General features: G+C 50.6%; 27 protein-coding genes. 22 read left to right on the forward strand and 5 right to left on the reverse strand.

All coding sequences use genetic code 11. The features are described 5' to 3' along the window. The first annotated feature begins 228 nt into the window (after positions 1–228). The 17 genes from ACXAGX_RS04000 (at position 229) to hypE (ending at position 13,869) form a co-directional block, all read left to right on the forward strand. Complete coding sequence (locus ACXAGX_RS04000) at positions 229–1,305, forward strand: hydrogenase small subunit (protein WP_070124425.1); 1,077 nt, start codon at positions 229–231, stop codon at positions 1,303–1,305. After that, a complete protein-coding gene (locus ACXAGX_RS04005) occupies positions 1,305–3,110 on the forward strand; it encodes a nickel-dependent hydrogenase large subunit (protein WP_474836705.1) in 1,806 nt (601 codons plus the stop codon). The genes ACXAGX_RS04000 and ACXAGX_RS04005 overlap by 1 nt, the downstream gene beginning before the upstream one ends. Positions 3,111–3,137: 27 nt before the next feature. Further along, positions 3,138–3,881 (forward strand): Ni/Fe-hydrogenase, b-type cytochrome subunit, encoded by a 744-nt coding sequence (gene cybH / locus ACXAGX_RS04010; RefSeq protein ID WP_474836707.1) that lies wholly within the window; start codon positions 3,138–3,140, stop codon positions 3,879–3,881. Between the two features lie 41 nt (positions 3,882–3,922). After that, the gene (locus ACXAGX_RS04015; RefSeq protein ID WP_474836709.1) at positions 3,923–4,240 is read left to right on the forward strand and encodes a HigA family addiction module antitoxin; all 318 of its coding nucleotides are present in this window, start codon (positions 3,923–3,925) and stop codon (positions 4,238–4,240) included. A gap of 190 nt (positions 4,241–4,430) precedes the next feature. Beyond that, the gene (locus ACXAGX_RS04020) at positions 4,431–5,060 is read left to right on the forward strand and encodes a HyaD/HybD family hydrogenase maturation endopeptidase (protein WP_474836711.1); all 630 of its coding nucleotides are present in this window, start codon (positions 4,431–4,433) and stop codon (positions 5,058–5,060) included. Continuing rightward, a complete protein-coding gene (gene hypC, locus ACXAGX_RS04025) occupies positions 5,060–5,389 on the forward strand; it encodes a HypC/HybG/HupF family hydrogenase formation chaperone (RefSeq protein WP_474836713.1) in 330 nt (109 codons plus the stop codon). Before ACXAGX_RS04020 ends, hypC begins: the two co-directional genes overlap by 1 nt. A gap of 15 nt (positions 5,390–5,404) precedes the next feature. Next, positions 5,405–5,836: a hypothetical protein gene (locus tag ACXAGX_RS04030; RefSeq protein WP_474818562.1), complete on the forward strand. Its 432-nt coding sequence runs from the start codon at positions 5,405–5,407 to the stop codon at positions 5,834–5,836. 23 nt (positions 5,837–5,859) lie between these two features. Further along, positions 5,860–6,726 (forward strand): hydrogenase expression/formation protein, encoded by an 867-nt coding sequence (locus tag ACXAGX_RS04035; protein WP_474836715.1) that lies wholly within the window; start codon positions 5,860–5,862, stop codon positions 6,724–6,726. Next, positions 6,710–6,958 (forward strand): rubredoxin, encoded by a 249-nt coding sequence (locus ACXAGX_RS04040; RefSeq protein ID WP_474836717.1) that lies wholly within the window; start codon positions 6,710–6,712, stop codon positions 6,956–6,958. Before ACXAGX_RS04035 ends, ACXAGX_RS04040 begins: the two co-directional genes overlap by 17 nt. Next, positions 6,958–7,554 (forward strand): [NiFe]-hydrogenase assembly chaperone HybE, encoded by a 597-nt coding sequence (hybE, locus tag ACXAGX_RS04045; RefSeq protein ID WP_474836719.1) that lies wholly within the window; start codon positions 6,958–6,960, stop codon positions 7,552–7,554. Before ACXAGX_RS04040 ends, hybE begins: the two co-directional genes overlap by 1 nt. Next, a complete protein-coding gene (locus tag ACXAGX_RS04050) occupies positions 7,551–8,639 on the forward strand; it encodes a hypothetical protein (RefSeq protein WP_474836721.1) in 1,089 nt (362 codons plus the stop codon). Before hybE ends, ACXAGX_RS04050 begins: the two co-directional genes overlap by 4 nt. Then, complete coding sequence (hypA, locus tag ACXAGX_RS04055; protein WP_474818551.1) at positions 8,632–8,973, forward strand: hydrogenase maturation nickel metallochaperone HypA; 342 nt, start codon at positions 8,632–8,634, stop codon at positions 8,971–8,973. The genes ACXAGX_RS04050 and hypA overlap by 8 nt, the downstream gene beginning before the upstream one ends. 1 nt (position 8,974) lies before the next feature. Further along, positions 8,975–9,934, forward strand: a complete 960-nt coding sequence (gene hypB, locus ACXAGX_RS04060; protein ID WP_474836723.1) for a hydrogenase nickel incorporation protein HypB — start codon at positions 8,975–8,977, stop codon at positions 9,932–9,934. Further along, complete coding sequence (locus ACXAGX_RS04065) at positions 9,931–11,406, forward strand: sigma-54-dependent transcriptional regulator (RefSeq protein WP_474836725.1); 1,476 nt, start codon at positions 9,931–9,933, stop codon at positions 11,404–11,406. The genes hypB and ACXAGX_RS04065 overlap by 4 nt, the downstream gene beginning before the upstream one ends. 8 nt (positions 11,407–11,414) lie before the next feature. Beyond that, positions 11,415–11,696, forward strand: a complete 282-nt coding sequence (locus ACXAGX_RS04070; protein WP_474818542.1) for a HypC/HybG/HupF family hydrogenase formation chaperone — start codon at positions 11,415–11,417, stop codon at positions 11,694–11,696. Then, positions 11,696–12,823 carry a hydrogenase formation protein HypD gene (gene hypD, locus ACXAGX_RS04075; protein ID WP_474818540.1) on the forward strand — a complete coding sequence of 376 codons (1,128 nt, stop codon included), beginning with the start codon at positions 11,696–11,698 and terminating at the stop codon, positions 12,821–12,823. The genes ACXAGX_RS04070 and hypD overlap by 1 nt, the downstream gene beginning before the upstream one ends. A gap of 5 nt (positions 12,824–12,828) precedes the next feature. Beyond that, positions 12,829–13,869 carry a hydrogenase expression/formation protein HypE gene (gene hypE, locus ACXAGX_RS04080; RefSeq protein ID WP_474836727.1) on the forward strand — a complete coding sequence of 347 codons (1,041 nt, stop codon included), beginning with the start codon at positions 12,829–12,831 and terminating at the stop codon, positions 13,867–13,869. A 56-nt stretch (positions 13,870–13,925) separates the two neighbouring features. Here hypE and ACXAGX_RS04085 read toward each other — a convergent pair whose 3' ends face one another. From ACXAGX_RS04085 to proB, 4 genes are all read right to left on the reverse strand, one after another. Further along, complete coding sequence (locus tag ACXAGX_RS04085; protein ID WP_474836729.1) at positions 13,926–14,507, reverse strand: HupE/UreJ family protein; 582 nt, start codon at positions 14,505–14,507, stop codon at positions 13,926–13,928. A gap of 246 nt (positions 14,508–14,753) precedes the next feature. Further along, on the reverse strand, positions 14,754–15,683 hold the full coding sequence (locus ACXAGX_RS04090) for a D-2-hydroxyacid dehydrogenase (protein ID WP_474836731.1): 930 nt from the start codon (positions 15,681–15,683) through the stop codon (positions 14,754–14,756). After that, positions 15,683–16,120, reverse strand: a complete 438-nt coding sequence (locus tag ACXAGX_RS04095) for an acyl-CoA thioesterase (RefSeq protein WP_070124394.1) — start codon at positions 16,118–16,120, stop codon at positions 15,683–15,685. Before ACXAGX_RS04095 ends, ACXAGX_RS04090 begins: the two co-directional genes overlap by 1 nt. A gap of 50 nt (positions 16,121–16,170) precedes the next feature. Beyond that, the gene (gene proB / locus ACXAGX_RS04100; RefSeq protein WP_474818533.1) at positions 16,171–17,271 is read right to left on the reverse strand and encodes a glutamate 5-kinase; all 1,101 of its coding nucleotides are present in this window, start codon (positions 17,269–17,271) and stop codon (positions 16,171–16,173) included. Positions 17,272–17,519: 248 nt separating this feature from the next. On the opposite strand from proB, the gene ACXAGX_RS04105 reads away from it, so the two are divergent. From ACXAGX_RS04105 to ACXAGX_RS04120, 4 genes are all read left to right on the forward strand, one after another. Further along, positions 17,520–19,982 carry a M1 family aminopeptidase gene (locus ACXAGX_RS04105; protein WP_474836733.1) on the forward strand — a complete coding sequence of 821 codons (2,463 nt, stop codon included), beginning with the start codon at positions 17,520–17,522 and terminating at the stop codon, positions 19,980–19,982. Continuing rightward, complete coding sequence (locus tag ACXAGX_RS04110) at positions 19,972–20,505, forward strand: DUF6702 family protein (RefSeq protein WP_474818529.1); 534 nt, start codon at positions 19,972–19,974, stop codon at positions 20,503–20,505. The genes ACXAGX_RS04105 and ACXAGX_RS04110 overlap by 11 nt, the downstream gene beginning before the upstream one ends. 79 nt (positions 20,506–20,584) lie before the next feature. Then, a complete protein-coding gene (locus tag ACXAGX_RS04115; protein WP_474818527.1) occupies positions 20,585–20,863 on the forward strand; it encodes a hypothetical protein in 279 nt (92 codons plus the stop codon). 6 nt (positions 20,864–20,869) lie between these two features. Further along, the gene (locus ACXAGX_RS04120) at positions 20,870–22,198 is read left to right on the forward strand and encodes an ABC1 kinase family protein (RefSeq protein ID WP_474836735.1); all 1,329 of its coding nucleotides are present in this window, start codon (positions 20,870–20,872) and stop codon (positions 22,196–22,198) included. An 8-nt stretch (positions 22,199–22,206) separates the two neighbouring features. On the opposite strand, the gene ACXAGX_RS04125 is transcribed toward ACXAGX_RS04120, so the two are convergent. Next, a complete protein-coding gene (locus ACXAGX_RS04125) occupies positions 22,207–22,515 on the reverse strand; it encodes a DUF6482 family protein (protein WP_474818523.1) in 309 nt (102 codons plus the stop codon). A 283-nt stretch (positions 22,516–22,798) separates the two neighbouring features. Here ACXAGX_RS04125 and ACXAGX_RS04130 point away from each other — a divergent pair, with 283 nt between their 5' ends. Next, positions 22,799–23,647, forward strand: coding sequence for a DUF3014 domain-containing protein (locus tag ACXAGX_RS04130; RefSeq protein ID WP_474836737.1), 849 nt, complete (start codon positions 22,799–22,801; stop codon positions 23,645–23,647). Positions 23,648–23,707 lie beyond the last annotated feature (60 nt).

Raw genomic sequence — 23,707 nt, forward strand, 5'->3', positions numbered from 1 at the left:
ACAAACCAATTCTCGCCTCTAAAATTGTTAACTTACTGTTATTAAAAGCAATTCCGATCTGGTCTGGTGTTTGCTATCTGTCTGGTTGCATTAAAGAAATTGTTGCACCAAACAAAAAAACAAAAATCCGCTGAATAGCCGGATAACTTGCTTAATACCCAATCATCGAACAGGCACGGTACACGCGAGATTATTTCGTCTTCAGCAGAAGTATGCGGAGGACCCACCATGTCCCAATTGGAAACTTTTTATAACGTCATGCGTCGGCAGGGAATTACCCGTCGAAGTTTTCTTAAGTACTGCAGCCTGACTGCGGCAGCGTTGGGCCTTGGCCCGGCATTCGCACCTCGCATTGCCCATGCCATGGAAACCAAAGAGCGGACGCCCGTTCTGTGGTTACACGGTTTGGAATGTACCTGTTGTTCAGAATCTTTCATCCGTTCAGCCCACCCGCTGGTAAAAGACGTGGTGCTGTCGATGATTTCACTGGATTACGACGATACCCTGATGGCCTCTGCCGGACACCAAGCGGAAGCAATCCTTGAGGAAACCATCCAGAAATACAAAGGTAAATACATTCTCGCCGTAGAAGGTAACCCGCCGCTGAATGAAGACGGTATGTTCTGTATCGTGGGTGGTAAACCGTTCCTCGACCAGCTGAAACACGCGGCCAAAGATGCCGCCGCGATTATTGCCTGGGGTTCCTGTGCATCGTGGGGCTGCGTGCAGGCTGCTAAGCCTAATCCGACCCAGGCCGTGCCTATCCACAAAGTCATTAAAGACAAGCCCATCATCAAAGTACCGGGTTGTCCACCTATTGCCGAAGTCATGACCGGCGTTATTACCTACATGCTCACATTCGGCCGCGTGCCGGAGCTTGACCGTCAGGGTCGTCCAAAGATGTTCTACAGCCAACGTATTCACGACAAATGCTACCGTCGTCCGCACTTCGATGCAGGCCAGTTTGTAGAGCAATGGGATGACGAAGGCGCGCGTAAGGGTTACTGCCTGTACAAAGTGGGCTGTAAAGGGCCAACCACTTATAACGCCTGCTCTACGGTACGCTGGAACGAAGGTACCTCGTTCCCCATCCAGGCCGGTCACGGCTGTATCGGTTGTTCCGAAGACGGCTTCTGGGACAAAGGCTCGTTCTACGATCGCCTCACCGACATCAAACAATTTGGTATTGAGAAAAACGCCGATGAAATCGGTATGACTGTTGCCGGTGGCGTTGGTGCCGCCATTGCTGCCCACGCCGCAGCGAGTGCTGTGAAGCGCGCACAGCATAAAGGAGAACAAGAATAATGAATGATTTAAATTCAAGCAGCCTTGACAACAGTGGCCGTCGGATTGTGGTCGATCCGGTGACCCGCATTGAAGGTCATATGCGCTGCGAAGTGAACGTCGATAAAGACAATATTATTCGTAACGCGGTATCCACCGGTACCATGTGGCGTGGTTTGGAAGTGATCCTGAAAGGCCGTGACCCGCGCGACGCGTGGGCGTTCGTAGAACGTATCTGTGGTGTTTGTACCGGCTGTCACGCGCTGACCAGTGTCCGAGCGGTAGAAGATGCATTAGGCATCGATATCCCGCTGAACGCACACATCATCCGTCACCTGATGGATAAAACTTTGAATATTCACGATCACGTCGTGCACTTTTACCACTTGCACGCGCTGGATTGGGTTAACCCGGTTAACGCGCTGAAAGCCGATCCGGTGAAAACCTCCGACTTACAGAAAAAAGTGTCCATTGCCCATCCGAAATCCAGCCCAGGCTACTTCAAAGATGTGCAAACCCGTATCAAGAAATTCGTTGAAAGCGGCCAGTTGGGTTTGTTTGCTAACGGTTACTGGACCAACCCTGCATACAAACTGCCACCGGAAGCGGATTTGATGGCGGTTGCGCATTACCTTGAAGCGCTGGATATGCAGAAAGAAATCGTCAAAATTCACACCATTTTCGGCGGTAAGAACCCGCACCCGAACTATATGGTGGGCGGTGTGGCCTGTGCCATCAACCTGGACGGTACCGGTTCTTCCGGCGCGCCGGTGAATATGACCAGCCTGAACTTCGTGCTGGAACGTATCCGCGAAGCCGAAGCCTTTATCAAGAACGTCTACATTCCTGACGTCATCGCCATTGCCACCCTTTACAAAGACTGGCTGTACGGCGGCGGTCTGGCGGCGCACAACGTGATGAGCTATGGCACACACACGGTAGTGCCCGGCGATCGCAGCACTGACCTGGTTCCTGCCGGTGCAATCATTGGTGGAAACTGGAACGAAATCCATCCAGTAGATGTGCGGAATCCGGATGAAATTCAGGAATTTGTGGATCACAGCTGGTATCAGTACGCCAACGGTGCCAAAGGTCTGCATCCCTGGGATGGTGAAACCGAAGCAAAATTTGAACTGGGTCCTAACTTCAAGGGCACCAAAACCAACATAAAAGAACTGGATGAAGGTGCCAAGTACAGCTGGATCAAGTCACCGCGCTGGAAAGGTCACGCCATGGAAGTAGGCCCGCTGTCCCGTTACATCATCGGTTATGCATCCGGTAAGGAATACATCAAAGAGCAGGTTGACCGCTCTCTGCATGCCTTCAACTCTGCCACCGGTATGGATCTCGGCTTGAAACAATTCCTGCCTTCTACCTTAGGTCGTACCCTCGCCAGAGCGCTGGACTCTGAACTCTGTGTGGATTCTATGCTGGACGATTGGCATCAGTTAGTTGCCAACATTAAAGGCGGCGATTCATCAACGGCTAACGTTGAGAAATGGGACCCGAGCACTTGGCCAAAAGAGGCCAAAGGTGTGGGCATAAACGAAGCACCGCGCGGCGCGCTGGGTCACTGGATCAAAATTAAAGACGGTAAAATTGAGAACTACCAGGCGGTGGTACCGACTACATGGAACGGCTCCCCTCGCGATGCCAACGGCAACATTGGTGCCTTTGAAGCCTCGCTACTTAACACCCCCATGGAACGTCCTGATGAGCCGGTTGAGATTCTACGCACTTTGCATAGTTTCGACCCCTGTCTGGCGTGTTCTACCCACGTAATGGCAGAAGACGGTCAGGAACTGACAAAAGTTAAGGTTCGCTAAGGCATTGCGCTAACGCAGGAGAACGTCATGACATCAACCGTAGAAAAAAAAGAGCTGGTGGATAATCATCGTGATGGCAAAGAAAAGGAACTGGTACGCAAACAAACCGCCGTTTATGTATACCAGGCACCCGTAAGGCTATGGCACTGGGTAACGGTACTGAGCGTGCTCACACTATGCGTGACCGGGTACTTCATTGGTGTGCCTTTGCCAACGCAGCCGGGTGAGGCCAGTGAGAACTTTCTGATGGGCTATATCCGTTTCGCGCACTTTGCCGCGGGCTACGTGGTGACTATTGCATTTATCGGTCGGATCTACTGGGCAATTGTGGGCAATAGCCACGCCAGAGAGCTTTTCTATCCCAAGGTTTTCCGTAAAGCCTGGTGGAAAGAAGTGTGGCACGAGATCCGCTGGTACTCGTTTATGGAGAAAACGCCGAAGAAATACGTGGGCCACAACCCGCTGGCGCAACTGGGTATGTTTGTACTCTTCGTGCTAGGCATTATCTTTATGATCGTGACTGGCTTCGCACTGTACAGCGAAGGCCTCGGGCAGGGCAGCTGGGCCGACGTGATGTTTGGTTGGGTTATCCCGCTATTTGGTCAGAGTCAGGATGTACACACCTGGCACCGTGTGGGCATGTGGTGGATCATCACCTTCATCATGATCCACGTGTACGTGGCCATCCGTGAAGACATCATGTCACGCCAAAGCCTGATCTCCACCATGGTAAGCGGCTGGCGGATGTTCAAAGATGACAAGCCGGACTAACCGAGAATATACGCGCCTTTGCAGGCGCGTATTCCCTGCTCATGTGTGACATCAATTCCATTTCCTCACCCTGCAACCCTGGCTGTAAAAAAGCCGAGCATCCCGGCGCATTTCTGGCCCGGTGTTATCTCACCCCCATGAAAATCACCCAGTCTCGTTTGGCGGCAGAACTGAAAATTTCCCGTCGCCGGGTGAATGAAATCGTTCAGGGTCGCCGCGCAATTTCAGCTGATACCGCATTGCGCCTCGGCATGTTTTTAAAGACGCCCGCCATGTTCTGGCTCGAAAAACAACAACGTTGGGATCTCTATCAAGCGCAGCAAGCCGCAAAAGAAAAGAAACTTTCCGATATAGCATAAAGTTGATAAGTTAATTTCCAATCAAAATTCATCACGTTCTGTAACGCTCCCCGTTACACCTCGCCAATACTGGCTTTCTGCCTTTTTCCTCGATTGGCACAGAGTTTGTAATACCTGAAAGACGAAAAAAACAAAAAATTTAAACATTACTTTACAGCCCTTTAACGAATAACAAGATAAGCAGGCGGGTATGAACAGTAAGAAAGTATTAATTTTAGGAATTGGCAACGTGCTCTGGGCCGATGAAGGTTTTGGCGTACGCTGCATCGAAGCCCTCAATCAGGACTATGTGTTTGAAGGCGATGTAAAGCTGATGGACGGTGGCACCCAGGGTATTTACCTGGTGCAGCACGTACAGGAAGCTGACGTATTAGTGGTGTTTGATGCCATCGACTATGGTTTAGCGCCAGGCACGCTGAAAGTGGTATATAACGACGATGTGCCCAAGTTCATGGGCGCAAAGAAAATGAGTCTTCACCAAACCGGGTTCCAGGAAGTACTGGCCATGGCCGAGTTCACTGGCAACTACCCGTCAGCGTTGCTGCTGGTTGGCTGTCAGCCGGAAGAACTGGAAGATTTCGGCGGCAGTCTGCGAGATGTGGTCAAAGCGCAAATCGAGCCCGCCATCGATACCGCCCTGAACTATTTAACAGACTTCGGCATTACTGTGCAGAAGCAGCAAACCAATAACCATGCCTTGTCGCCCGAACAGCTGAATCTGAGCGATTACGAACAGGGTCGACCGGATGAAGCCTCGGCTTGCCGCACCGGTGATATTCGCTTTTTCCCGCCAGCTCAGGGTGAACAGGAGGCGCACTAATGTGTACCGGCATTCCGCTTCAAGTTATTCAGAACGACGGCCTACGCGCCCTGTGTGGTGATAGTCAGGATGAGCAATGGGTAGACATGCAGTTAGTTGGCCCGCAGAAAGAAGGCACTTGGGTGCTGGTTTTTCTTGGTGCCGCCCGGGAAGTCGTGTCTGCCAATCGCGCAAAGAATATCACCGATGCATTAAAAGCACTCACTCAGGTAATGAATGGCACCCTCGACTATGACCAGTCGCTGTTCGCTGATCTTAATGATCGCGAGCCGGAACTGCCAGAACATCTGAAGTCTCAATTAAACCCGGTTAACTCAACAACACGCTAAATAAGAAGTCAGCCCATGCCCTCACCATTAGTAGAAAGACTGATAGAAGAACTGAATTACCCGCACTTGTCGGAAGAAAATTTTGAGTCCTTCATTCAGGAAGAAGAATTCTCAGTACTGTTTCTCACTGAGCAACCCAAACAGTTCCCCGAATCGAATGACGTGGCGGTGATTCTGCCAGAACTGATTAAAGCTTTTCCCAAACTAACGCCAGCCGTGGTGTCTACCAATTATGAGCGCGAGCTACGCGGTCGCTATAATTTTCGCGCCTACCCGGCATTGGTATTTCTGAAACAAGGGAAATACCTCGGCGACATTACCAAAGTTCGCAACTGGGACGAATACATGTCGATGATTTCCGACCTGCTTTCAAAAGAGCCTACTTGTGATCCGGGCATTGGTACCCCGGTTGTGTTTAACCCTGGCCCAGCCAGCTGCGGCCACTAGGCGGCGCTTACAAGGAGATCACTATGGATAATCAAATTCCAATTCGTAATGTCGGTGCAGTACCCATTGGTCCGGGTAGTCAGGACGAGGGCGATATGGTGCTCGACTACATGAAAATGCCGGGCGCAATGCACACTTATGACATGCCTATTTTGCCAGAAGCAGAAGACGTACAGTCCTGTCCGCATGCCGTTGCCGTGCTGGAGCAGCTACAACATGCGCTAGACCACTACGAGGTGGACCAGCCTTCAAGCCGCTTCAGTATTAAGTCGCTGCCTGCGCCAGATCTTTCCCTGCTGAATAACCTGCTGGGAGAAGGAGAAGTCAGTATCCGTATTGAAGGTACCGAAGCCTATCAAGTTCAAGAAACGGTGATGGCAGGTGTTTGGCGTGTTCGCTCGTGGATTGGTGAGAAACTTTCCTCAGACATCATTGAAGTTGCCGATATTCCTGTGGCAGTCCGCGAACTGGCATTTAGTCAAGCAGAGCCGCTTACCCCCAAACTTGCCAGCTTGCCAACTAACCTGCTAAACGCGCCGTCGGTACTGGTAGAAATTGCAGAAGTGTCAGAGAAATACAGCCAGGACAAAACGGCAATCCCCCATGTCATCAATCTGTCGCTGCTGCCATTTTCTCCTGAAGATCATGGTTGTTTAACCTACTTCACTGGCACAGGTCCTGTCACCATACTGTCGCGAGGTTATGGCAACTGCCGCATCACCGCCACCAACGTGGAAAACCTGTGGCGTGTGCAGTACTACAACAGCACCGATCAGTTAATTCTCGATACCCTCGAGATAGTAGATATTCCAGCGGTGGGCTGTGCGGCACCGGAAGATCTGGAAGATTCGGCTGAACGCCTGCACGAAATTCGTGACGTACTGGTGTGAGGAAAGCATGAACTATCAGGGCTTTGAAGGCAGTTTTATGGGTGATGCCAGCCGTATCAGCGATGACGCCTGTCTGGAATGCAAGATTTGCTGGTATGTTTACAACCCCGCCGAGGGTGATGATATTGAGCAGATCCCACCGGGCACGCCATTTACGCAACTGCCCGAACACTGGCGCTGCCCTCAGTGCGATGGTGATAAAGATCAGTTCATGGTGACCGGAAAAGACTGATGATAACACGCACTGACATCATGGCGTTCTATCAGCAAGCCGATAGCAAAATGTGCGATCTGCCGGTGTACAATCCCGCATTGTCTGTATTTTGCAGTGACGCGGTGGCGACACCTTGTCAGCATTCACTGTTTGCTGTGGTAACGCCGTGGTGCATGAACTTACTGTTGCTGCATCCTGCGCTGCCTGACTGTGGTGAAACCTTTGCGTTGGTCTTGCCTTCCGGCATGTTTGAATTTACCGCGTCAGAAGATAGTGCCCTGGGTCGCTACGGAATTTGTTCATTGTTCTCACCCATGTGGGAATTTGAAGCCCAGTCCGTTGCAGAAGATGTCGCGATAAGTGCGCTAAGTTTCATTATGCAGGAGGACGAAAATAGCGTGTCAGAGCGGCAGCTGTTAAAAGACGAGCATCAGCGCCGCACTGAGATTATCAATGAAGAGGCGTCGAGGGAAGACGCGGCGCAAACGGAAGCAAAAGCGCTGGCCGCGTCCGAGTTGACGACATCAGACGAACCCGGTGTCAGTCGCAGAGCATTCATGCGTGGCAAATTTTCTGCAACCGTTACCGGATTAGACAACGAGGTGGAGCTGTGACGTCGTTCAGCGCCGGGGAAATCCAGGTAAATGCCTTGTGGAAACAGGGCCAACTGACCATTGTAGACATCATCAACAGTCGCCCCCGACATCTCACTGCCTGGTTTCGTGATAAGCCCGTGGAACAGGTTGTTGGGGCATTACCGCTGATCTTTAATGTTTGTGCCGTCGCGCAAACCGTAGCGTCTTTAAAAGCGATGGAGTCGGCGCAGTCTATCACCGTATCAGAGCCCACCCGCCGAGCCAGGGCATTTCTGGTCATGGCTGAATCGGCAAGAGAACTGGGCATTAGCCTGCTGCAACATTGGGTGGCCGGTAAAGACGTGATTATGGGCAGGCTTACCGCTTGGTTTGCCCAGTGTCATCAAAAGGCTCGCTGGTCACTACAACTTAACGCCGTAGCAAAAGAAGACACCCAGGACTACAACAGCCACGTTGCCGCCTTAGAAACCTTAATCATAGCAATGTTCAGCGCGCCATTGGGCGAACTTAAAAATCCGGACTTGCTTAGAGAATGGGTAGTAAACCATCACGCCGAGACAGCCGCCTTATTCAGTAACTTATCCTTTGGTGCAGGGGCAGACACACTGGATCTTTCGGTACAGACAGACCTCGATAGTGTTTTAGACGAACTTGATAACGGCGACAGGGCGGCATTTTGTAAGCTCCCGTCGATCAATGGCAAACCGCGGGAATCCGGTTGTTTCGCCCGGGCAGGCAATCAAGATGACAACGTATTCGTTAATCGGTTGTCGGCCTTGGTCAACGACTTTGCCACCATACCCAGAAACATGCGTCGCCTTCTGCCCGACGCCGGAATTCAACGCCATGGCATAGGCTTAGCAGAAACTGCCCGAGGTACCTTGCTGCATAAAGTGGAGCTGCGACAGCTTGGTGAACAGTGGGTCATAGAGGATTATGCTATTGTGGCCCCCACAGAATGGAATTTTCATCCTCGAGGATCCTTGTACTCTGTGTGTAATGGTATGAAAGTCGACGCAGACAATGCCACCACTGTGGTGGACACAATGATAAAAATGATTGATCCCTGCGTGAGCTGGAAAAGTGAGGTAAGCCATGCATGAAATGTCCATTGCTGAAGGCATTCTTCAGGTCTTAGAAGATCAGGCCGCGACTCAGCAGTACGAAAAAGTAAAAGCAGTGTGGCTGGAAATCGGCCCACTGGCCAATATCGATGCAAATGCCCTGACATTCTGCTTCGACGTGGTTATGAAAGGCAGTCTGGCAGAAGGTGCCAAACTCACTATCATCTCGCTCCCTGGTGTGGCTTACTGCCTGCAGTGCAGCGAAACAGTCTCTATTACCCAACGTTATGACAGCTGTAGTCATTGCGGCAGTTACCAGTTGCAAGTAACCCAGGGTGATGAAATGCGAATTAAAGAATTAGAGGTAGCCTGATATGTGTACTGTATGCGGTTGTTCCGAAGGTGAAGTAAAAATCGAAGGTCATCACCACCAGCATGACGATGGTCACCATCATCATGCGCACGCGCATGATGGCCATGCTCACACTCATGAGCACAACCACGGTCACACATATGATCATGGGAATGACCACAATCATGATCACAATCATGTGCATGCAGAAGGTCACAACATTCACTTTGGTAAAGGCCCGGCCCACGCCCATGTACCAGGTTTAAGCCAGTCGCGGATGATTCAAATTGAGCAGGATATTCTGGGTAAAAACGATCAGTACGCCGCCCGCAACCGTGCCGCATTTGCACGCGACTCGGTGCTGGCGCTGAACCTGGTATCGAGTCCGGGTTCCGGTAAAACCACACTGCTCACAGAAACGATCAAAGCCCTCGACGAACAGTTCCCGATGGCCGTAATTGAAGGCGATCAACAAACCGCCAACGACGCTGACCGCATTCGCGAAACCGGTGTGCCCGCTATCCAAATCAATACCGGTAAAGGTTGCCACCTCGATGCCCACATGGTGGGTCATGCCATGGAAAACTTCGACAATCTGTCTGGCGGCGTGTTGTTTATTGAGAACGTAGGCAACCTGGTGTGCCCGTCGGCTTTCGATTTGGGCGAAGCCGCCAAGGTCGCCATTTTGTCGGTTACCGAAGGGGAAGATAAACCGCTGAAATACCCGGATATGTTCCATGCCGCTAAGCTGATGCTGCTGAACAAAACCGATCTGCTGCCACATCTGGATTTTGATGTAGACAAGTGCATCGATTACGCCCGTCAGGTAAATCCAGACATTGAAATCATCCAGATCTCAGCACGTAGTGGTGAAGGCATGGAAACCTGGCTGTCCTGGTTGAATGCGCACCGTTCTAAACACATCAGACAGCGTTTAGAGAAACTTGAGGCGGAAGCAGCCAGCCTTCGGGATCTGCTATGACCGCCGTTGCCAGCCGCCCAGCGGTACTCTGCGTTGATGATGAGTTGCGTTCACTGGAAACCCTTGAACGGACACTGGATGACGATTTTGATGTATTCACCGCAGCAAATGCGTCGGAAGCGCTGTCAGTACTGGAAAGCGAGTCGGTTCACGTGATTCTGTGCGACCAACGTATGCCCGAGCGTACCGGCGTAGATTTACTTACAGAAGTGCGAGAGCGCTGGCCTCAGGTGGGCCGTCTTATTCTGTCGGGTTACACCGAGTCAGAAGATATTATTCGTGGCCTGAATGACGCCGGGATTTTCCAGTACATTACCAAGCCCTGGCACCCGGATAATCTGATTTCCACCGTGCGTAGCGCTTGTAACATGGTGTCGTTTCAGCAGGAAAACGATTTGCTGAATATGGAAATGCGACTCACAGAAATGGAGTCAGAGTCGCGAGTTCAACACAAACGCAGCAAGTTGCAACAAAGCTTCCGTCTGGAAGGGATCAAGCGCCACGAGAACAGTCCACTGAATGCCGTGTGCGCGCAGGTAGAGAAAATAGCGCCTTTTGATGTGTCAGTGTTGATCAGCGGTCCGTCCGGTGCCGGTAAAGAGCTGTTCGCTCGCGCATTGCATTACAACAGCTTGCGCGCCGACAAACCCTTTGTGGTGGAAAACTGCGGTGCCATGCCCGATGAACTGCTGGCTTCAGAGCTGTTCGGCCACAAGCGGGGCTCCTTCACCGGCGCGATCACCGATCACGTAGGTCTGTTTGAACAAGCCGATGGCGGTACCATTTTCCTTGATGAAATTGGCGAAATAAGCCCGGCCTTTCAGGTAAAGCTGCTGCGAGTTTTACAGGAGCGGGAGATACGTCGTTTGGGCGATCAACAGCGTCGCAAAATCAATGTGCGGGTGATTGCCTCAACCAACCGCGATTTGGAAGAAGAAGTTCGCGCTGGCCGTTTCCGTCAGGATTTGTATTTCCGTCTGGCCGAAGTCCCCATGGAATTACCAGCGCTGTCGCGTCGCAAAATTGATATACCTGTTCTGGCGAACCATTTTCTCGATACCGCGATGTCGCAGTTCGACAAGCAGGTTAACGGCTTCAGCGATGAAGCGCTGGCCTGTATGGCTCGCTACCACTGGCCGGGTAACGTGCGCGAATTACAGAACGAAGTCCGCCGCATGCTGGTGATGGCAGAGGGTAATTTACTAACTGCCGACCTGTTACAAAGCCGTATTCTGCGCGCTTCACCGGAATCCGAACGCGGAGAACTGGAACTGCTGGCGAATCTGGACGGTACACTGAAAGAACGTGTGGAGATGCTGGAAAAACGCATTCTGCGGGAAACCCTCATCCGCCATCGCTGGAACAAAAGCAGCGCCTCTCTGGAACTGGGCCTGTCCCGGGTCGGTTTACGCTCCAAACTGGAACGCTACGACCTCGATAAGGGCGACATCACCGATCGCCCCAAACATTAGGAGTCATTATGTGTTTAGGTATTCCGGGCCAGATCGTTGAGGTCAGAGAAGGCGGCCAGTTTGGCGTCGCCAGTATTCTTGGTGTAAAGCGTGAAGTGAATCTGAGCTGCGTTTACACCCCGGATCAGCCCGAATCTGACGTTATCGGCAGCTGGGCGCTCATTCACGTGGGTTTCGCCATGAGCCTCATTGATGAAGACGAAGCACAGCGCACGCTGGAGATATTGAAAGAAATTGGCGAGCTGCAGGAAGAAATGGACGCCATGACGCAATCGGGGAGCAGAGCATAATGAAATACGTTGATGAATTCCGCGATCCGGCCCTTGCCCGCAAGGTACTGAAAAAACTCCACGAGGTAGTGGCAGACATTCCACGTGCTAAGGAGCGTCCGCTGCAAATTATGGAAGTCTGCGGTGGCCACACTCACTCTATCTTTCGTTATGGCCTGGAAGGATTGCTGCCCAAAGGCATTGAGATGGTGCACGGCCCGGGTTGTCCGGTATGTGTACTGCCCATGGGCAGAGTGGACGATTGTATTGCTATTGCCGAGCAGCCGGATGTAATTTTCACCACCTTTGGTGATGCCATGCGGGTACCGGGCTCGAAGAAGAGCCTGCAGCAGGCCAGCGCCGAAGGCTGTGATGTGCGTATGGTGTACTCTCCGATGGATGCGCTGGCTATCGCCCGGGAAAACCCGCACAAGCGGGTGGTGTTTTTTGGCCTCGGTTTTGAAACCACTATGCCCAGCACCGCGCTTACCGTGATGCAGGCGAAGCGTGAAGGACTGAACAACTTTTATCTTTTCTGCAACCACATCACCATTATTCCAACCATGAAGGCGATTCTGGATGAGCCGGGCATGTCTATCGACGGTTTTCTCGGGCCGGGACACGTAAGCATGGTGATTGGTAAACAACCTTATAATTTCATCGCCTCTCACTACAACCGCCCGCTGGTGGTTGCCGGGTTTGAACCACTGGATATTTTACAGTCGCTATTAATGGTGGTGGAGCAATTACGCGATGGACGTGCCGAAGTTGAAAACCAGTACGCTCGGATTGTGCCGGAACAAGGCAACCTGAACGCCATGGCGGCGGTGAACGAGGTGTTTGAGGTACGTGAGCACTTTGAATGGCGGGGCTTGGGTTCTATTGCTGAGTCTGGCGTGAAGATCCGCCAAGCGTTTAAAGAATTCGATGCAGAACGAGCATTCTCAGTGGCCACGCTGCAAGTTGAAGATCCTAAATCCTGTCAGTGCGGCGAAGTACTCAAAGGCGCACTGAAGCCGTGGGATTGCACTGCGTTCGGCGAAGACTGTACCCCAGAAACGCCCGTCGGCGCGCTGATGGTATCCACCGAGGGCGCCTGTTCTGCCTACTACAGTTACGGCAAGATAGACGTACATCAAGCAGGGTAGTTGCAATGTCAAAACATACTTTAAAAGCCGCCACCATTACCATGGCGCATGGTGCTGGCGGCAAAGCCATGCGCGATCTTATCGACGATGTCTTTGTCGGCACCTTCGATAACGAACATTTAAACGGATTGGAAGATCAGGCGCGTTTCGACTTAGCCGCGTTCCAACAACAAGGAGCGAAGTTAGCATTCACTACCGATTCCTACGTTGTAGATCCAATTGAGTTCCCCGGAGGTAACATCGGTACGCTGGCAGTAAATGGCACAGTAAACGATTTAGCCGTGTCTGGCGCAATGCCTAAATATCTGTCGTGCGGCATGATCCTCGAAGAAGGCATGCCAGTGGAACAGTTACGGCGTATCGTTACCTCAATGAAGCAGGCTGCAGATGAAGCCGGTGTGATGATTGTCACCGGCGACACCAAAGTGGTACCGAAAGGTAAAGGCGATAAATGCTTTATCAACACCACGGGTATCGGCGTGATCCCTGACGGCGTAAATATCTCATCGAAGCGCTGCCAGACCGGAGATAAAATCATCGTGAATGGCTTCATTGGCGATCATGGTGCGGCTATTTTAAACGCCCGTGGCGATCTGGCGCTGGACGTCGAGCTAAAAACCGACTGTCAGCCTCTACATGGCTTAGTTCAAGCTATGCTGGCAGTGTGTCCCGATATCCATGCAATTCGCGATGCGTCCCGTGGTGGTGTCGCTACTGTGCTCTGTGAGTTTGCAGAGTCATCTCAGGTAAGTATTCGTCTGGATGATGAAGCGGTGCCCATTCGTGAAGAAGTTCGCGGTGTTTGTGAAATTCTTGGCCTCGAAGCGTTGTACTTCGCCAACGAAGGAAAGCTTGTGGCTGCCGTACCAGCAGGATCTGCCGATACCGTGCTGTCGGCTATGCGTGCGCATCCTGGGGGAAAGGACGCAGCCATTATTGGAGAAGTAGCGGAAGGTAAAGCGGGTAGAGTTGTGGTAAAAACGTTTTTCGGCGGCGAACGCATTATGGATATGCTGGTAGGAGAACAACTGCCGCGAATTTGCTAACGAAATCGCCGCGGGTGGCCACCGGATCAGCGGTGGGCCCGCGACTTGTCTTACTATCAGAACGCCATCATTCCTAAACCGGCACAGGCAACGCCGGCTCCCGCAATATAACGCACTGCAGCGAAACGCTGTGCAAATACCATCTGAAACAATGCACCACACGCAAACAGCATGGCACTGCTTAACATGAAGCCAACGGCGAATTCGAAAGACGCGCCAACGAATGCCTCAGCGCCGTGAGCGATACCGTGAAACACGGCAAAGAAAGTGGCAAAAAACGCTGCCGCAGGCATTGCAAATTGGCGATTACGTATTAATAGCAAGCCTGCGAGCAGCACTGACGCAGCGATTCCACTTTCTACGGCAGACGACGCAATACCCGATGCTCCGGCAACAAAACCTAACATCAGCATTGCAAAAAAGGTGGTGATAACTTTTGTCTGCTGGCTTTTAACCAGCGTCATACTCCAGAAACCTACGGTCAGCAATCCCACCAGATGGTCCCAGCCCATCACTGGGTGAGCCAGACCCGCCATAAGGCCATGGGAATGAAAACCCGTGCCGGTATGCGCAAACGCAACAGAAGGAACCAGAGCAGCAAGTGCGGTCAGTAAGCTGACCTTGGCAACTAATTTCATGGTGAAACCCTTTTATTTATTATTGAACGAGTTATTTGCAAACCGTTTTAGCGGTGCTTTTATTTAGTGTAGTTAGCAAAGGCAATGCCAATAGAGGGCAAACAAGCTCACATGAGAAAATTCAATAAGGGCAGTAGGTTAGAAGCAGCCAGAGGGAATAAATGGACGACAAGGGTTCAGCACGCTGTTAAATAACATTCCACTTCTTAAACAAAGTGAAATGTTATCTAACAAATCGATGAAGGGTTATGCCGATAAAAAGGCTTTTAAGTGGCCCGTAGCGATGTTGACTAAGCGCTGGCGCGCCTCTTTCGCCAACCAAGCAGAGTGTGGCGTAATCAGTAAGTTTTTGAGGCCGGTATTTAGTAACGGGTGATCAGCCGGAGGCGGCTCTTGTGAAAGCCCGTCTAGCCCTGCACCCAAAATTTCGCCGTTTTTAAGCGCACTTAGCAGTGCAGATTCATCAATAAGCGCCCCTCGGGCGGTATTCACCAATAACGCCGTTGGCTTCATTACTTTAAGCCGCTCAGCGTTGATCAGGTGCTTTGAATCTTCGGAAAGCAGGCAATGCAACGAAACCACATCCGCATCGGGTAACAGCGCATCTAACGAAGGCCTTTCGTCGTCACTTTTTCCCGGGCGGGCAGCAACCTGTACATTCATCCCCAGAGCCTTTGCCATGGCAGCAAAGCGTTGTCCAAGCTCACCATAACCGACAATAACCAGATTTTTTCCCGCCAGCTCCATGACCGGATGATCAAGCAAACAAAAGTGCGGACCAGCAGCCCATTTACCCGCATCCACATCGGCAGCATAGGCTGGACAAGACGTAGCAAGATTTAGCATCAGCATGAGCGCATGCTGCGCCACCGCATCAGTACCGTACCCCTCTACATTCGCTACGTGAATACCCTGCTCCTGACAATACGCCTTATCGATATTATTGGTGCCAGTGGCCAACACACCGATATATTTGCAAGCACTGGCGTGAGCCAGCACTTCGGCATCGAGTACCACTTTGTTCACCAAAATAATTTCGGCGTCTTTTATCCGCGCAATACGCTCATCCGCGGTGGTAGTTGCATATTGGGTGAGCGAAATTGGCAATGCAGTAAGACCGGTTAAGTCTAACTCTTCAGGTTTAAGTGTATCGGCGTCCAGCAATACCGCTTTCATTAAAACTCCTCAGAGAACGTTAACAGTGCATCTTTGACATCCGCCGGAATAGGCACTGCATTATCGGTATGGCGCTCTACATAAACATGCACGAACAAACCATGAGCGACACGACGTTTGGTTTCACCGGCATACACCGACAACCCGTAGGTTACCGAGCTGCGCCCGACTTTTGCCACACGAAGACCAACAAAAATATCGTCAGGGAAGGAGGCAGGCGACATGTACTGGCACTGAGAGCTCACGACATACGCCGTAATGCCCTCATGCTCGAACGCTTGCGGACAGTGATTCTGCAGGAACATGTTAACGCCGGTATTGAAAAAGCTGTAAAACGCCACGTTATTGATGAAGCCGTTTTCGTCGTTGTCTTCCTGACGGGATGTCAGTTTTACCTGATAGGGATAGTCGCTTAATGCGGGGGCGAAATCCGTCATCTTTACTCTCCTTGCGAAGCGCGCCGGCCAAGGACACGCAAAAATTCAGTTTATGGTAACAGTACCAAGTCATCACGGTGAACGATCACTTCACCATAGTCATAACCCAGAATGTGTTGGATCTGACTGCTCTTCTGCCCTTTTATCTGCAGCAGATCTTTGGCGTCGTACAGTGCCAGCCCCTTGGCTAACACTTGCCCGTCGCAACGCAGTTCAATGGCATCGCCGGCAGCAAACTTACCATTTACTCCGATAACACCCGAAGGCAAGAGCGATGCACCTCGCTCGGTGATCGCCCGTTTGGCGCCGGCGTCGATATCCACCACACCGCGCGTTTTCAATGTATGAGTAAGCCACAGTGACCTTGCCGTTTGGCGTGATTGCTGAGCTGAAAATACCGTACCCGGACAATGCCCTTTAAGCAATGCGTCAAATACCTTGCCGTCGCGGCCATTAACAATCAGTGTCTGAATACCACTTTGGGCACATTTATCTGCCGCTTCGATTTTTGTTCGCATGCCGCCGGTGCCCATTGCCGTTCCGGCACCACCCGCCAAACCATAAATTTCCGGTGTTATGGATTCCACCACAGGAATTAAAGTGGCATCTGGATTTTTGCGTGGGTCGGCGGTGTAAAGGCCGTCGATGTCAGAACAGATAATTAACGTGTCGGCCTGCGCCACCAGCGCCGTGTAAGCGCCAAGATTATCGTTATCACCCACCTTCAGTTCCGCCACTGCCACGGTGTCGTTCTCATTGACGATAGGCAGCGCTTCATGAATAAGCAGTTCACGAAGGGTATTTTTAATATTCACGTAGCGGGTTCGATCACGCAGGTCTTCGGCAGTAAGTAGAACCTGCGCACAGGGACAGTCGAAAAATCGCTGCCAGTTCGCCATCATCTGCATCTGGCCAATGGCTGCCATGGCCTGTTTTTCAGCAATGGATGCGGGGTGGTTTATTACCACCCGGCCCCGTCCGGCCGCTACGCTTCCAGACGAAACAACAATGACTTCCTTTCCTGCCGCACGGCTCTCGGTGATGAATCGAGCGAGAGGAAGCAGGTATTTTGCGCTGACGTTATTACCGTCTGGCGCAATGAGTGCGCTGCCTACTTTAATAACAGCACGTTGCCAGGTGAAATTACTCATGAAAATTAGTGATAAGCAAAGAGATCTTCGAGAATACTGCAAACACCGGCAGAAAAAAATGTGTAAGCGGTAATCCTTTAGATCGGATTTTGCAGACTTAGACCATCAGCATAAAAACAACCAGTGAAATTGCGCTGATTTGCGGTGAGACAGGAGCTATCTACGGTTAAAAACTGGCATCGATATGTAAAAAAGCTATAACATAACATTTTAGACTTTCTGTCTTTTTATAATAAGAAGGAAATTGAATGAGCACGCGACAAAAGCGTCTGCTTTGGTTGGCTCCTGTACTGGGTTTACTGGTTCAGGCTCCTGTAGCCACCGCAGCGATAAAACAAACAAAAGGCGACTTCGAAGATAAATTCAGACAACTCGACGAAGTACTCCCTACACCTAACGTTTACCGTAACGCAGCAGGTGAAGCCGGCCACCAGTACTGGCAGCAACAAGTTGACTACGTCATCAAAGCTGAACTGGATGAAGAAAAGCGCCGCATTGAAGCCACTGAAACCATCACTTATCACAACAATTCGCCAGATACACTGAAGTACTTGTGGATTCAGCTCGATCAGAACAAATTCCGTGATGATTCACTGTCTGCATTGACCACCACCTTTGGCGGTATTGGCAACCGTGGTCCAGCAACACAATCAGCCAACGGCGACAGCCCGGCAAAACTGAGCATGGGCGCCCTGCGTCGTGACCAATTTGTGGCAGACCACGAATTAGGCTATCAGATTGATGCAGTAAAAGCCGGTGGCAAAGACTTGCATAAAGTTATCGTTGGCACCCTAATGCGTGTTGACCTGGCAACCCCGCTTAAGCCGGGTAAATCAGTCAAGTTTGATATCGATTTTGCCTATAACATCGTTGAAGAAGATGCCGTATCAGCCCGTTCTGGTTACGAGCACTTCCCGGATGACGAGCGCGAAGGCGGTAACGACATCTTCCTGCTGGCACAGTGGTTCCCGCGTCTGGCGGCATACACTGATTACGAAGCCTGGACCAACAAAGAGTTTATCGGCCGCGGTGAGTTCACCCTGGAATTCGGTAACTACGATGTATCTATAACTGTACCGGCCGACCACATCGTTTCTTCTACTGGTGTTCTGCAAAACCCGAAAGATGTGCTTACCAGCACCCAGCGTAAGCGTTTAGAAGAAGCTAAAACCGCTGAGCGCCCTGTTTTCATCGTAACCGCAGATGAAGCACTGGAAAACGAGAAAGCAGGTACCAGCAAAACCAAAACCTGGCACTTTAAAGCCGACAACGTGCGTGACTTTGCCTGGGCGTCTTCACGTAAGTTTATGTGGGATGCAAAAGGTATTGAACAGGATGGTCCGCAGAAGCACGTCATGGCCATGTCTTTCTATCCGAAAGAAGGTGGCGATCTGTGGAAGAAATACTCTACAGAATCTGTAGTACACACCCTGGACGTATACAACCGTTTTACGTTCTCTTACCCATACCCGACTGCACAGTCTGTAAACGGTCCGGTTGGCGGCATGGAATATCCGATGATTTCCTTCAACGGCCCGCGCACCGAGCTCCAAGATGACGGTTCACGGACATATTCATTGTCTGAAAAGCGCTTCCTGATTGGCGTAGTTATCCACGAAGTGGGTCACAACTACTTCCCGATGATCGTGAACTCTGACGAACGTCAGTGGACCTGGATGGACGAAGGTTTAAACAGCTTCCTCGATGGCGTTGCCGGTCGTGAATGGGATCCAAACATTCCTTGGGGTGTTGAGCCACGCGATGTAACAGGCTATATGAAAGGCTCATCTCAGGTGCCAATCATGACCCAGTCTGACTCAGTTCTGCACTTAGGCCCTAACGCTTACACCAAGCCTGCCGTTGCGCTGAATATTCTGCGTGAAACCATTCTTGGCCGTGAGTTGTTCGATTTTGCGTTTAAAGAATATGCACAACGCTGGATGTTTAAGCGTCCTACACCGTCTGATTTCTTCCGCACGATGGAAGAAGCGTCTGGTGTAGATCTGGACTGGTTCTTCCGCGGTTGGTTCTACACCACGGATCACGTAGATATCTCTATCGACCGCGTGTACAAGCTGCGTTTAGATACCAAAGATCCTGACATCGATCTGGCTCGCCAGCGTGAAGCTGAAATGGACAAGCCGCTGTCGCTCACCGACGAGCGTAACCGCGAAGAAGGCCGTAAGTTGTGGGTTGAACGTTTCGATGACATCAAAGATTTCTATGATGACAACGACCAGTACACACCAACCAACAAAGACCGTAACAAGTACCGTGATTTCCTGAAAAAACTGGAGCCATGGGAACGTGAAACCTTTGAACGTGCCGTTCGTGAAGACAAGAACTATTACGTAATGGACTTCAGCAACCTGGGCGGTCTGGTAATGCCAATACTGCTGGAAATGGAATTTGCTGATGGCACAAAACAAACCATGCGTATTCCTGCTGAAATCTGGCGTCGTACACCTAAGGCGGTATCTAAGCTGATTGTGACTGACAAAGATAAAGAGCTGGTAAGCGTAACGGTTGATCCTCGTTGGGAAACGGCAGACGTAGACGTAGAAAATAACTACTACCCGCGTCGTATCATTCCTTCACGTATCGAAGCGTACAAGTCTAAGAAGAGCGAAGCACGCACTTCAATGGACCTGATGCAGGATATGAAAACCGAGCTGAAGACCGACGATGATGAAGAAGGCGATGACAACTAAGTCTCGCCGTTTACAGCAGTGGAGCCTAGCGGCTCTGCTGCTGGTTATCAGTCAGGTTACTGCGGCACACCAAATAAAGGCGGCCATTACCACAGTGTTGTTCAATCAGCGCACTGAGAACATTGAGGTTATGCACCGTTTTAATCTGCACGATGCCGAACATGCGGTAAAAGTACTGTTCGACAAACACGCCGATATTCTTGATGACGAATCGACGCAGAAAGCCTTTGCAGACTATGTAACTTCACGGTTTTATCTACTGAATGCCGAGGACAAATCCCTCGCATTGAAAACCGTAGGTTATGAAACGGAAGGAAAATTTTTCTGGGTATACCAGGAAACGGAACAACCACCCGCCTTAGAAGGTTTGCGCATTCGTCATGATGCGTTACGTGATATTTGGCCATCCCAGGTCAACACATTGAATGTGGAAGGTCAGGGCGACATTAAAACGCTAACATTCCGTGATAATGTGGAACTACTTAGCGTTGAGTTCACTGGTCACAACGACGCGCAACACTAAAGTCTTATATCTGCACATTGACCCACTTGCCCGTAATGCTTCATAGTTAAAATATTGTGAATGTCTACGGGCAAGTCTTATGTCTGAAACCAATACTCAACCCAACAGCTTTACCGATAAAAAGAACATTATGTGGGTGCTGCTCTCTGGCGCAATGGCTGCGATGTTTATTGTACTGCTGTTTACTCCCGGCGGCAGCGATGCCAATAGCACACTCTCTGTCTACGCCGCTATGCTTTGGTGCGGCATATTCTTAGCTACCGTGTTTCGTTACATCAATAAAAATGGCTGGATCGGGTTTATTGTCGGCAGCGTGATAGGCATGCTCATTCAAATGCTGTCCGTTATGTTCGTGTGAACGTCGATGAGCGACGATCACAATAGTCAACCTCCCCGAGGTAAGGCCGTTCCATCTGGTCGCCTTTCCCGGGTATTCGGGTTAGGGTCATTAGCAGGGCGAATAGCAGGGAACGTGGTGACATCAGGCGCCAGTCAACTGCTTAAAGGCCAGCGGCCTGCCATGTCCGATTTGCTGCTCACTCCTGCGAACATAACACGCATTGCCGATAAGCTCGCCACAATGCGCGGCGCGGCCATGAAAGTTGGCCAGCTCATTAGTATGGATGGTGGTGATTTCCTGCCCCGGGAATTGGCAGATATTCTTGCCCGCCTTCGTGATGATGCTGAGCCTATGCCGAAAGCACAACTGGATGAAGTACTCGCTGAAGCTTGGGGCGACAACTGGCAAAGCGACCTTTTATATTTTACCTCTACCCCGGAGGCGGCCGCATCCATTGGACAGGTACATAAAGTCATCACTATGGACGGAACCATGCTTGCGGTGAAAGTACAGTATCCTGGTGTACGGGAGAGCATAGACAGTGATGTGAATAATGTTGCCACTTTAATTCGAATGAGTGGCTTAATCCCAAAAGAGTTGGACATTGCCACTGTATTGGAAGAGGCCAAAGGGCAGCTTAAGCAAGAAGCTGATTATTTGCGCGAAGCGCAGATGCTCGACCGCTATCATCAGTTGCTCAACAACGACCAGGATTTTATTGTACCGAAAAGTTTTCCAGCGCTGTGCACAACAGATGTGTTGGCCATGAGTTTTGAAAGTGGCGAAGATATTCAGCAGGTACTTGGGCTATCGCAAGCACAACGCAATCACATCATGAGTGCATTGATACGCTTATTCTTCAAAGAAGTCTTTGATTTCAAACTTATCCAAAGCGATCCAAATCTTGCAAATTACCGCTTTCATCCTCAATCCGGCAAAGTGATCTTGCTCGACTTCGGGGCAACCCGGGAAATTCCTGACTATATCGCAAAAGGTTACCAACAGTTATTGAAAGCAGCCGCTACCCAAGACAACACCATGATGGAGCAAGCCGCTTTGTCTATTGGCCTGTTGTTATCGTCCCACTCAGATGAACAAAAAGCACGGGTGGTAGAATTGGGGATGACAGCGTGTGAAGCTATCCACCACGATACAGAATACGATTTCGGCACCAGCGACCTCATCGCACGCATTCATACTTTGGGCACCGCACTCACATACGACCAGGATTTCTGGCATGTGCCTCCTGTAGACGCATTGTTTATTCACCGCAAACTGGGAGGCCTGTTTTTGCTCGCAAAACGACTGAATGCACAGATGAATCTTCGCGCTATCGCCGCGCCCTGGCTTTGACGCTGATATTAATACGGTAACGTCATAGTGAACGGAAGCGCCATAGAGTAAGCGGCTTTAGGCGGGTTACCGATCATTTCATCGTAGGGGGTATCGTGTTTCATCACGGCTTTTTCCACCTCACAATGCGCAAACAATTCGCGGATCTGCCCGGCACTGTAGAACCGCATTGGATTGTTCTTTTCATCGTAGACGAGCCCGGAACGAAGACCAACGCACAGATGAACAAGATAGACGTTCATTTCATATGACTGCACTTCAAGATAATCTATCACCATGGGGGCATGTTCGATATCGCGAAAATAGAACTTACTCATGACAAACCTCTGACTGATTTACACTCAGTTAGTGTATGAATGAGTTGTTATAGTGACCAGCCCGCTGACGCCGGTTTTACATTAAGATGATGTAATATTTCCTGCACTTTTTGCGAGTATAAACAGAATATTTCGATCAAAAAGTGACGTTTTAGTGTAGAAAAGTGTTAGAAAAGAGGAATTTGCTTTTTGCAGGGAACAAATTGATCCATTGATTCTCAAAACAGTGGACACATCTCTGGTAGTATTGAGATCCAGAGGTAACATTACAGGGTGAAAAGTTATGAGTGACGATTCAGAGAAGAAAACACTGGCCCCGCACTTTTTGATTATCGCAGCCATTGTTGTGGTAATTATTGCAGTTGTGCTCTGGCCCACAGAAGAGAAACCCGCTCCGGTAACAGAGGAGCCGGTGGTGGACACACCCATCGAGCCTAATGAGCCCGTAGATTTCTCTCCAGCACCACCGCCAGAGCCAATGGAAATTGAGCCAACTGACGAGGTTGAGCCGATGCCTGAGCCGGCAGAAGAACCAGAGCCAGAGCCACTTGATGTATCTGATAAAGGCGTAGAAGAAGCGCTGAATGAAATTTCCGATTCTGAAGAAGCGAACAGTCTGATTGTGAATGAAGGCTTGATCCAGCGCTTTGTTGTTACCGTGACAAACCTTGCCAACGATGAGATGCCTGCTAGCCAGCAAATTCCGCTGACGGCGCCGGAGCAATCGTTCAAGGTTTATCGCCAAGCCGACAAAGAGTGGATCGATGCTGCCAGCTATAAGCGATATACCCCTTACGTCACAATGATGGAAAGCTTTGATAACGAAGCACTGCTTCAGTTAATGAAGCGTTATGAGGGCGAAATTCAGTCAAAATACGATGAGATTGGTCAGCCAGGTCAACCTTTTGAATCAGTATTGGTAGAAGCGATTGATCAACTGCTGGATACACCAGAAGTGCCCGTTCCTGTGGAAGTGTATTCAGATTCGGTCGCATACAAATATGCTGATTCCCAGTTGGAAGAGTTAAGTACGCCGCAAAAACAACTGTTACGTACCGGGCCTGACAACATGCGTCGCATAAAAGCGAAGCTACGTGAATTGAAGTCGCTGCTGGTAGACGACGGCTTTTAATAACACCCTTCACTGATTTGAAAAACGCGGTTTCCGAAAGGGCACCGCGTTTTTTTGTGC

Source organism: Alteromonas sp. ABV4_515, from assembly GCF_056160345.1.

Bases quoted from the DNA above. Each gene is read 5' to 3' on its own strand.
- ACXAGX_RS04000 (WP_070124425.1), top strand. From the start codon at position 229: ATGTCCCAATTGGAAACTTTTTATAACGTCATGCGTCGGCAGGGAATT.
- ACXAGX_RS04005 (WP_474836705.1), top strand. From the start codon at position 1,305: ATGAATGATTTAAATTCAAGCAGCCTTGACAACAGTGGCCGTCGGATT.
- cybH (WP_474836707.1), top strand. From the start codon at position 3,138: ATGACATCAACCGTAGAAAAAAAAGAGCTGGTGGATAATCATCGTGAT.
- ACXAGX_RS04015 (WP_474836709.1), top strand. From the start codon at position 3,923: ATGTGTGACATCAATTCCATTTCCTCACCCTGCAACCCTGGCTGTAAA.
- ACXAGX_RS04020 (WP_474836711.1), top strand. From the start codon at position 4,431: ATGAACAGTAAGAAAGTATTAATTTTAGGAATTGGCAACGTGCTCTGG.
- hypC (WP_474836713.1), top strand. From the start codon at position 5,060: ATGTGTACCGGCATTCCGCTTCAAGTTATTCAGAACGACGGCCTACGC.
- ACXAGX_RS04030 (WP_474818562.1), top strand. From the start codon at position 5,405: ATGCCCTCACCATTAGTAGAAAGACTGATAGAAGAACTGAATTACCCG.
- ACXAGX_RS04035 (WP_474836715.1), top strand. From the start codon at position 5,860: ATGGATAATCAAATTCCAATTCGTAATGTCGGTGCAGTACCCATTGGT.
- hybE (WP_474836719.1), top strand. From the start codon at position 6,958: ATGATAACACGCACTGACATCATGGCGTTCTATCAGCAAGCCGATAGC.
- hypA (WP_474818551.1), top strand. From the start codon at position 8,632: ATGCATGAAATGTCCATTGCTGAAGGCATTCTTCAGGTCTTAGAAGAT.
- hypB (WP_474836723.1), top strand. From the start codon at position 8,975: ATGTGTACTGTATGCGGTTGTTCCGAAGGTGAAGTAAAAATCGAAGGT.
- ACXAGX_RS04065 (WP_474836725.1), top strand. From the start codon at position 9,931: ATGACCGCCGTTGCCAGCCGCCCAGCGGTACTCTGCGTTGATGATGAG.
- ACXAGX_RS04070 (WP_474818542.1), top strand. From the start codon at position 11,415: ATGTGTTTAGGTATTCCGGGCCAGATCGTTGAGGTCAGAGAAGGCGGC.
- hypD (WP_474818540.1), top strand. From the start codon at position 11,696: ATGAAATACGTTGATGAATTCCGCGATCCGGCCCTTGCCCGCAAGGTA.
- hypE (WP_474836727.1), top strand. From the start codon at position 12,829: ATGTCAAAACATACTTTAAAAGCCGCCACCATTACCATGGCGCATGGT.
- ACXAGX_RS04085 (WP_474836729.1), bottom strand. From the start codon at position 14,507: ATGAAATTAGTTGCCAAGGTCAGCTTACTGACCGCACTTGCTGCTCTG.
- ACXAGX_RS04090 (WP_474836731.1), bottom strand. From the start codon at position 15,683: ATGAAAGCGGTATTGCTGGACGCCGATACACTTAAACCTGAAGAGTTA.
- ACXAGX_RS04095 (WP_070124394.1), bottom strand. From the start codon at position 16,120: ATGACGGATTTCGCCCCCGCATTAAGCGACTATCCCTATCAGGTAAAA.
- proB (WP_474818533.1), bottom strand. From the start codon at position 17,271: ATGAGTAATTTCACCTGGCAACGTGCTGTTATTAAAGTAGGCAGCGCA.
- ACXAGX_RS04105 (WP_474836733.1), top strand. From the start codon at position 17,520: ATGAGCACGCGACAAAAGCGTCTGCTTTGGTTGGCTCCTGTACTGGGT.
- ACXAGX_RS04110 (WP_474818529.1), top strand. From the start codon at position 19,972: ATGACAACTAAGTCTCGCCGTTTACAGCAGTGGAGCCTAGCGGCTCTG.
- ACXAGX_RS04115 (WP_474818527.1), top strand. From the start codon at position 20,585: ATGTCTGAAACCAATACTCAACCCAACAGCTTTACCGATAAAAAGAAC.
- ACXAGX_RS04120 (WP_474836735.1), top strand. From the start codon at position 20,870: ATGAGCGACGATCACAATAGTCAACCTCCCCGAGGTAAGGCCGTTCCA.
- ACXAGX_RS04125 (WP_474818523.1), bottom strand. From the start codon at position 22,515: ATGAGTAAGTTCTATTTTCGCGATATCGAACATGCCCCCATGGTGATA.
- ACXAGX_RS04130 (WP_474836737.1), top strand. From the start codon at position 22,799: ATGAGTGACGATTCAGAGAAGAAAACACTGGCCCCGCACTTTTTGATT.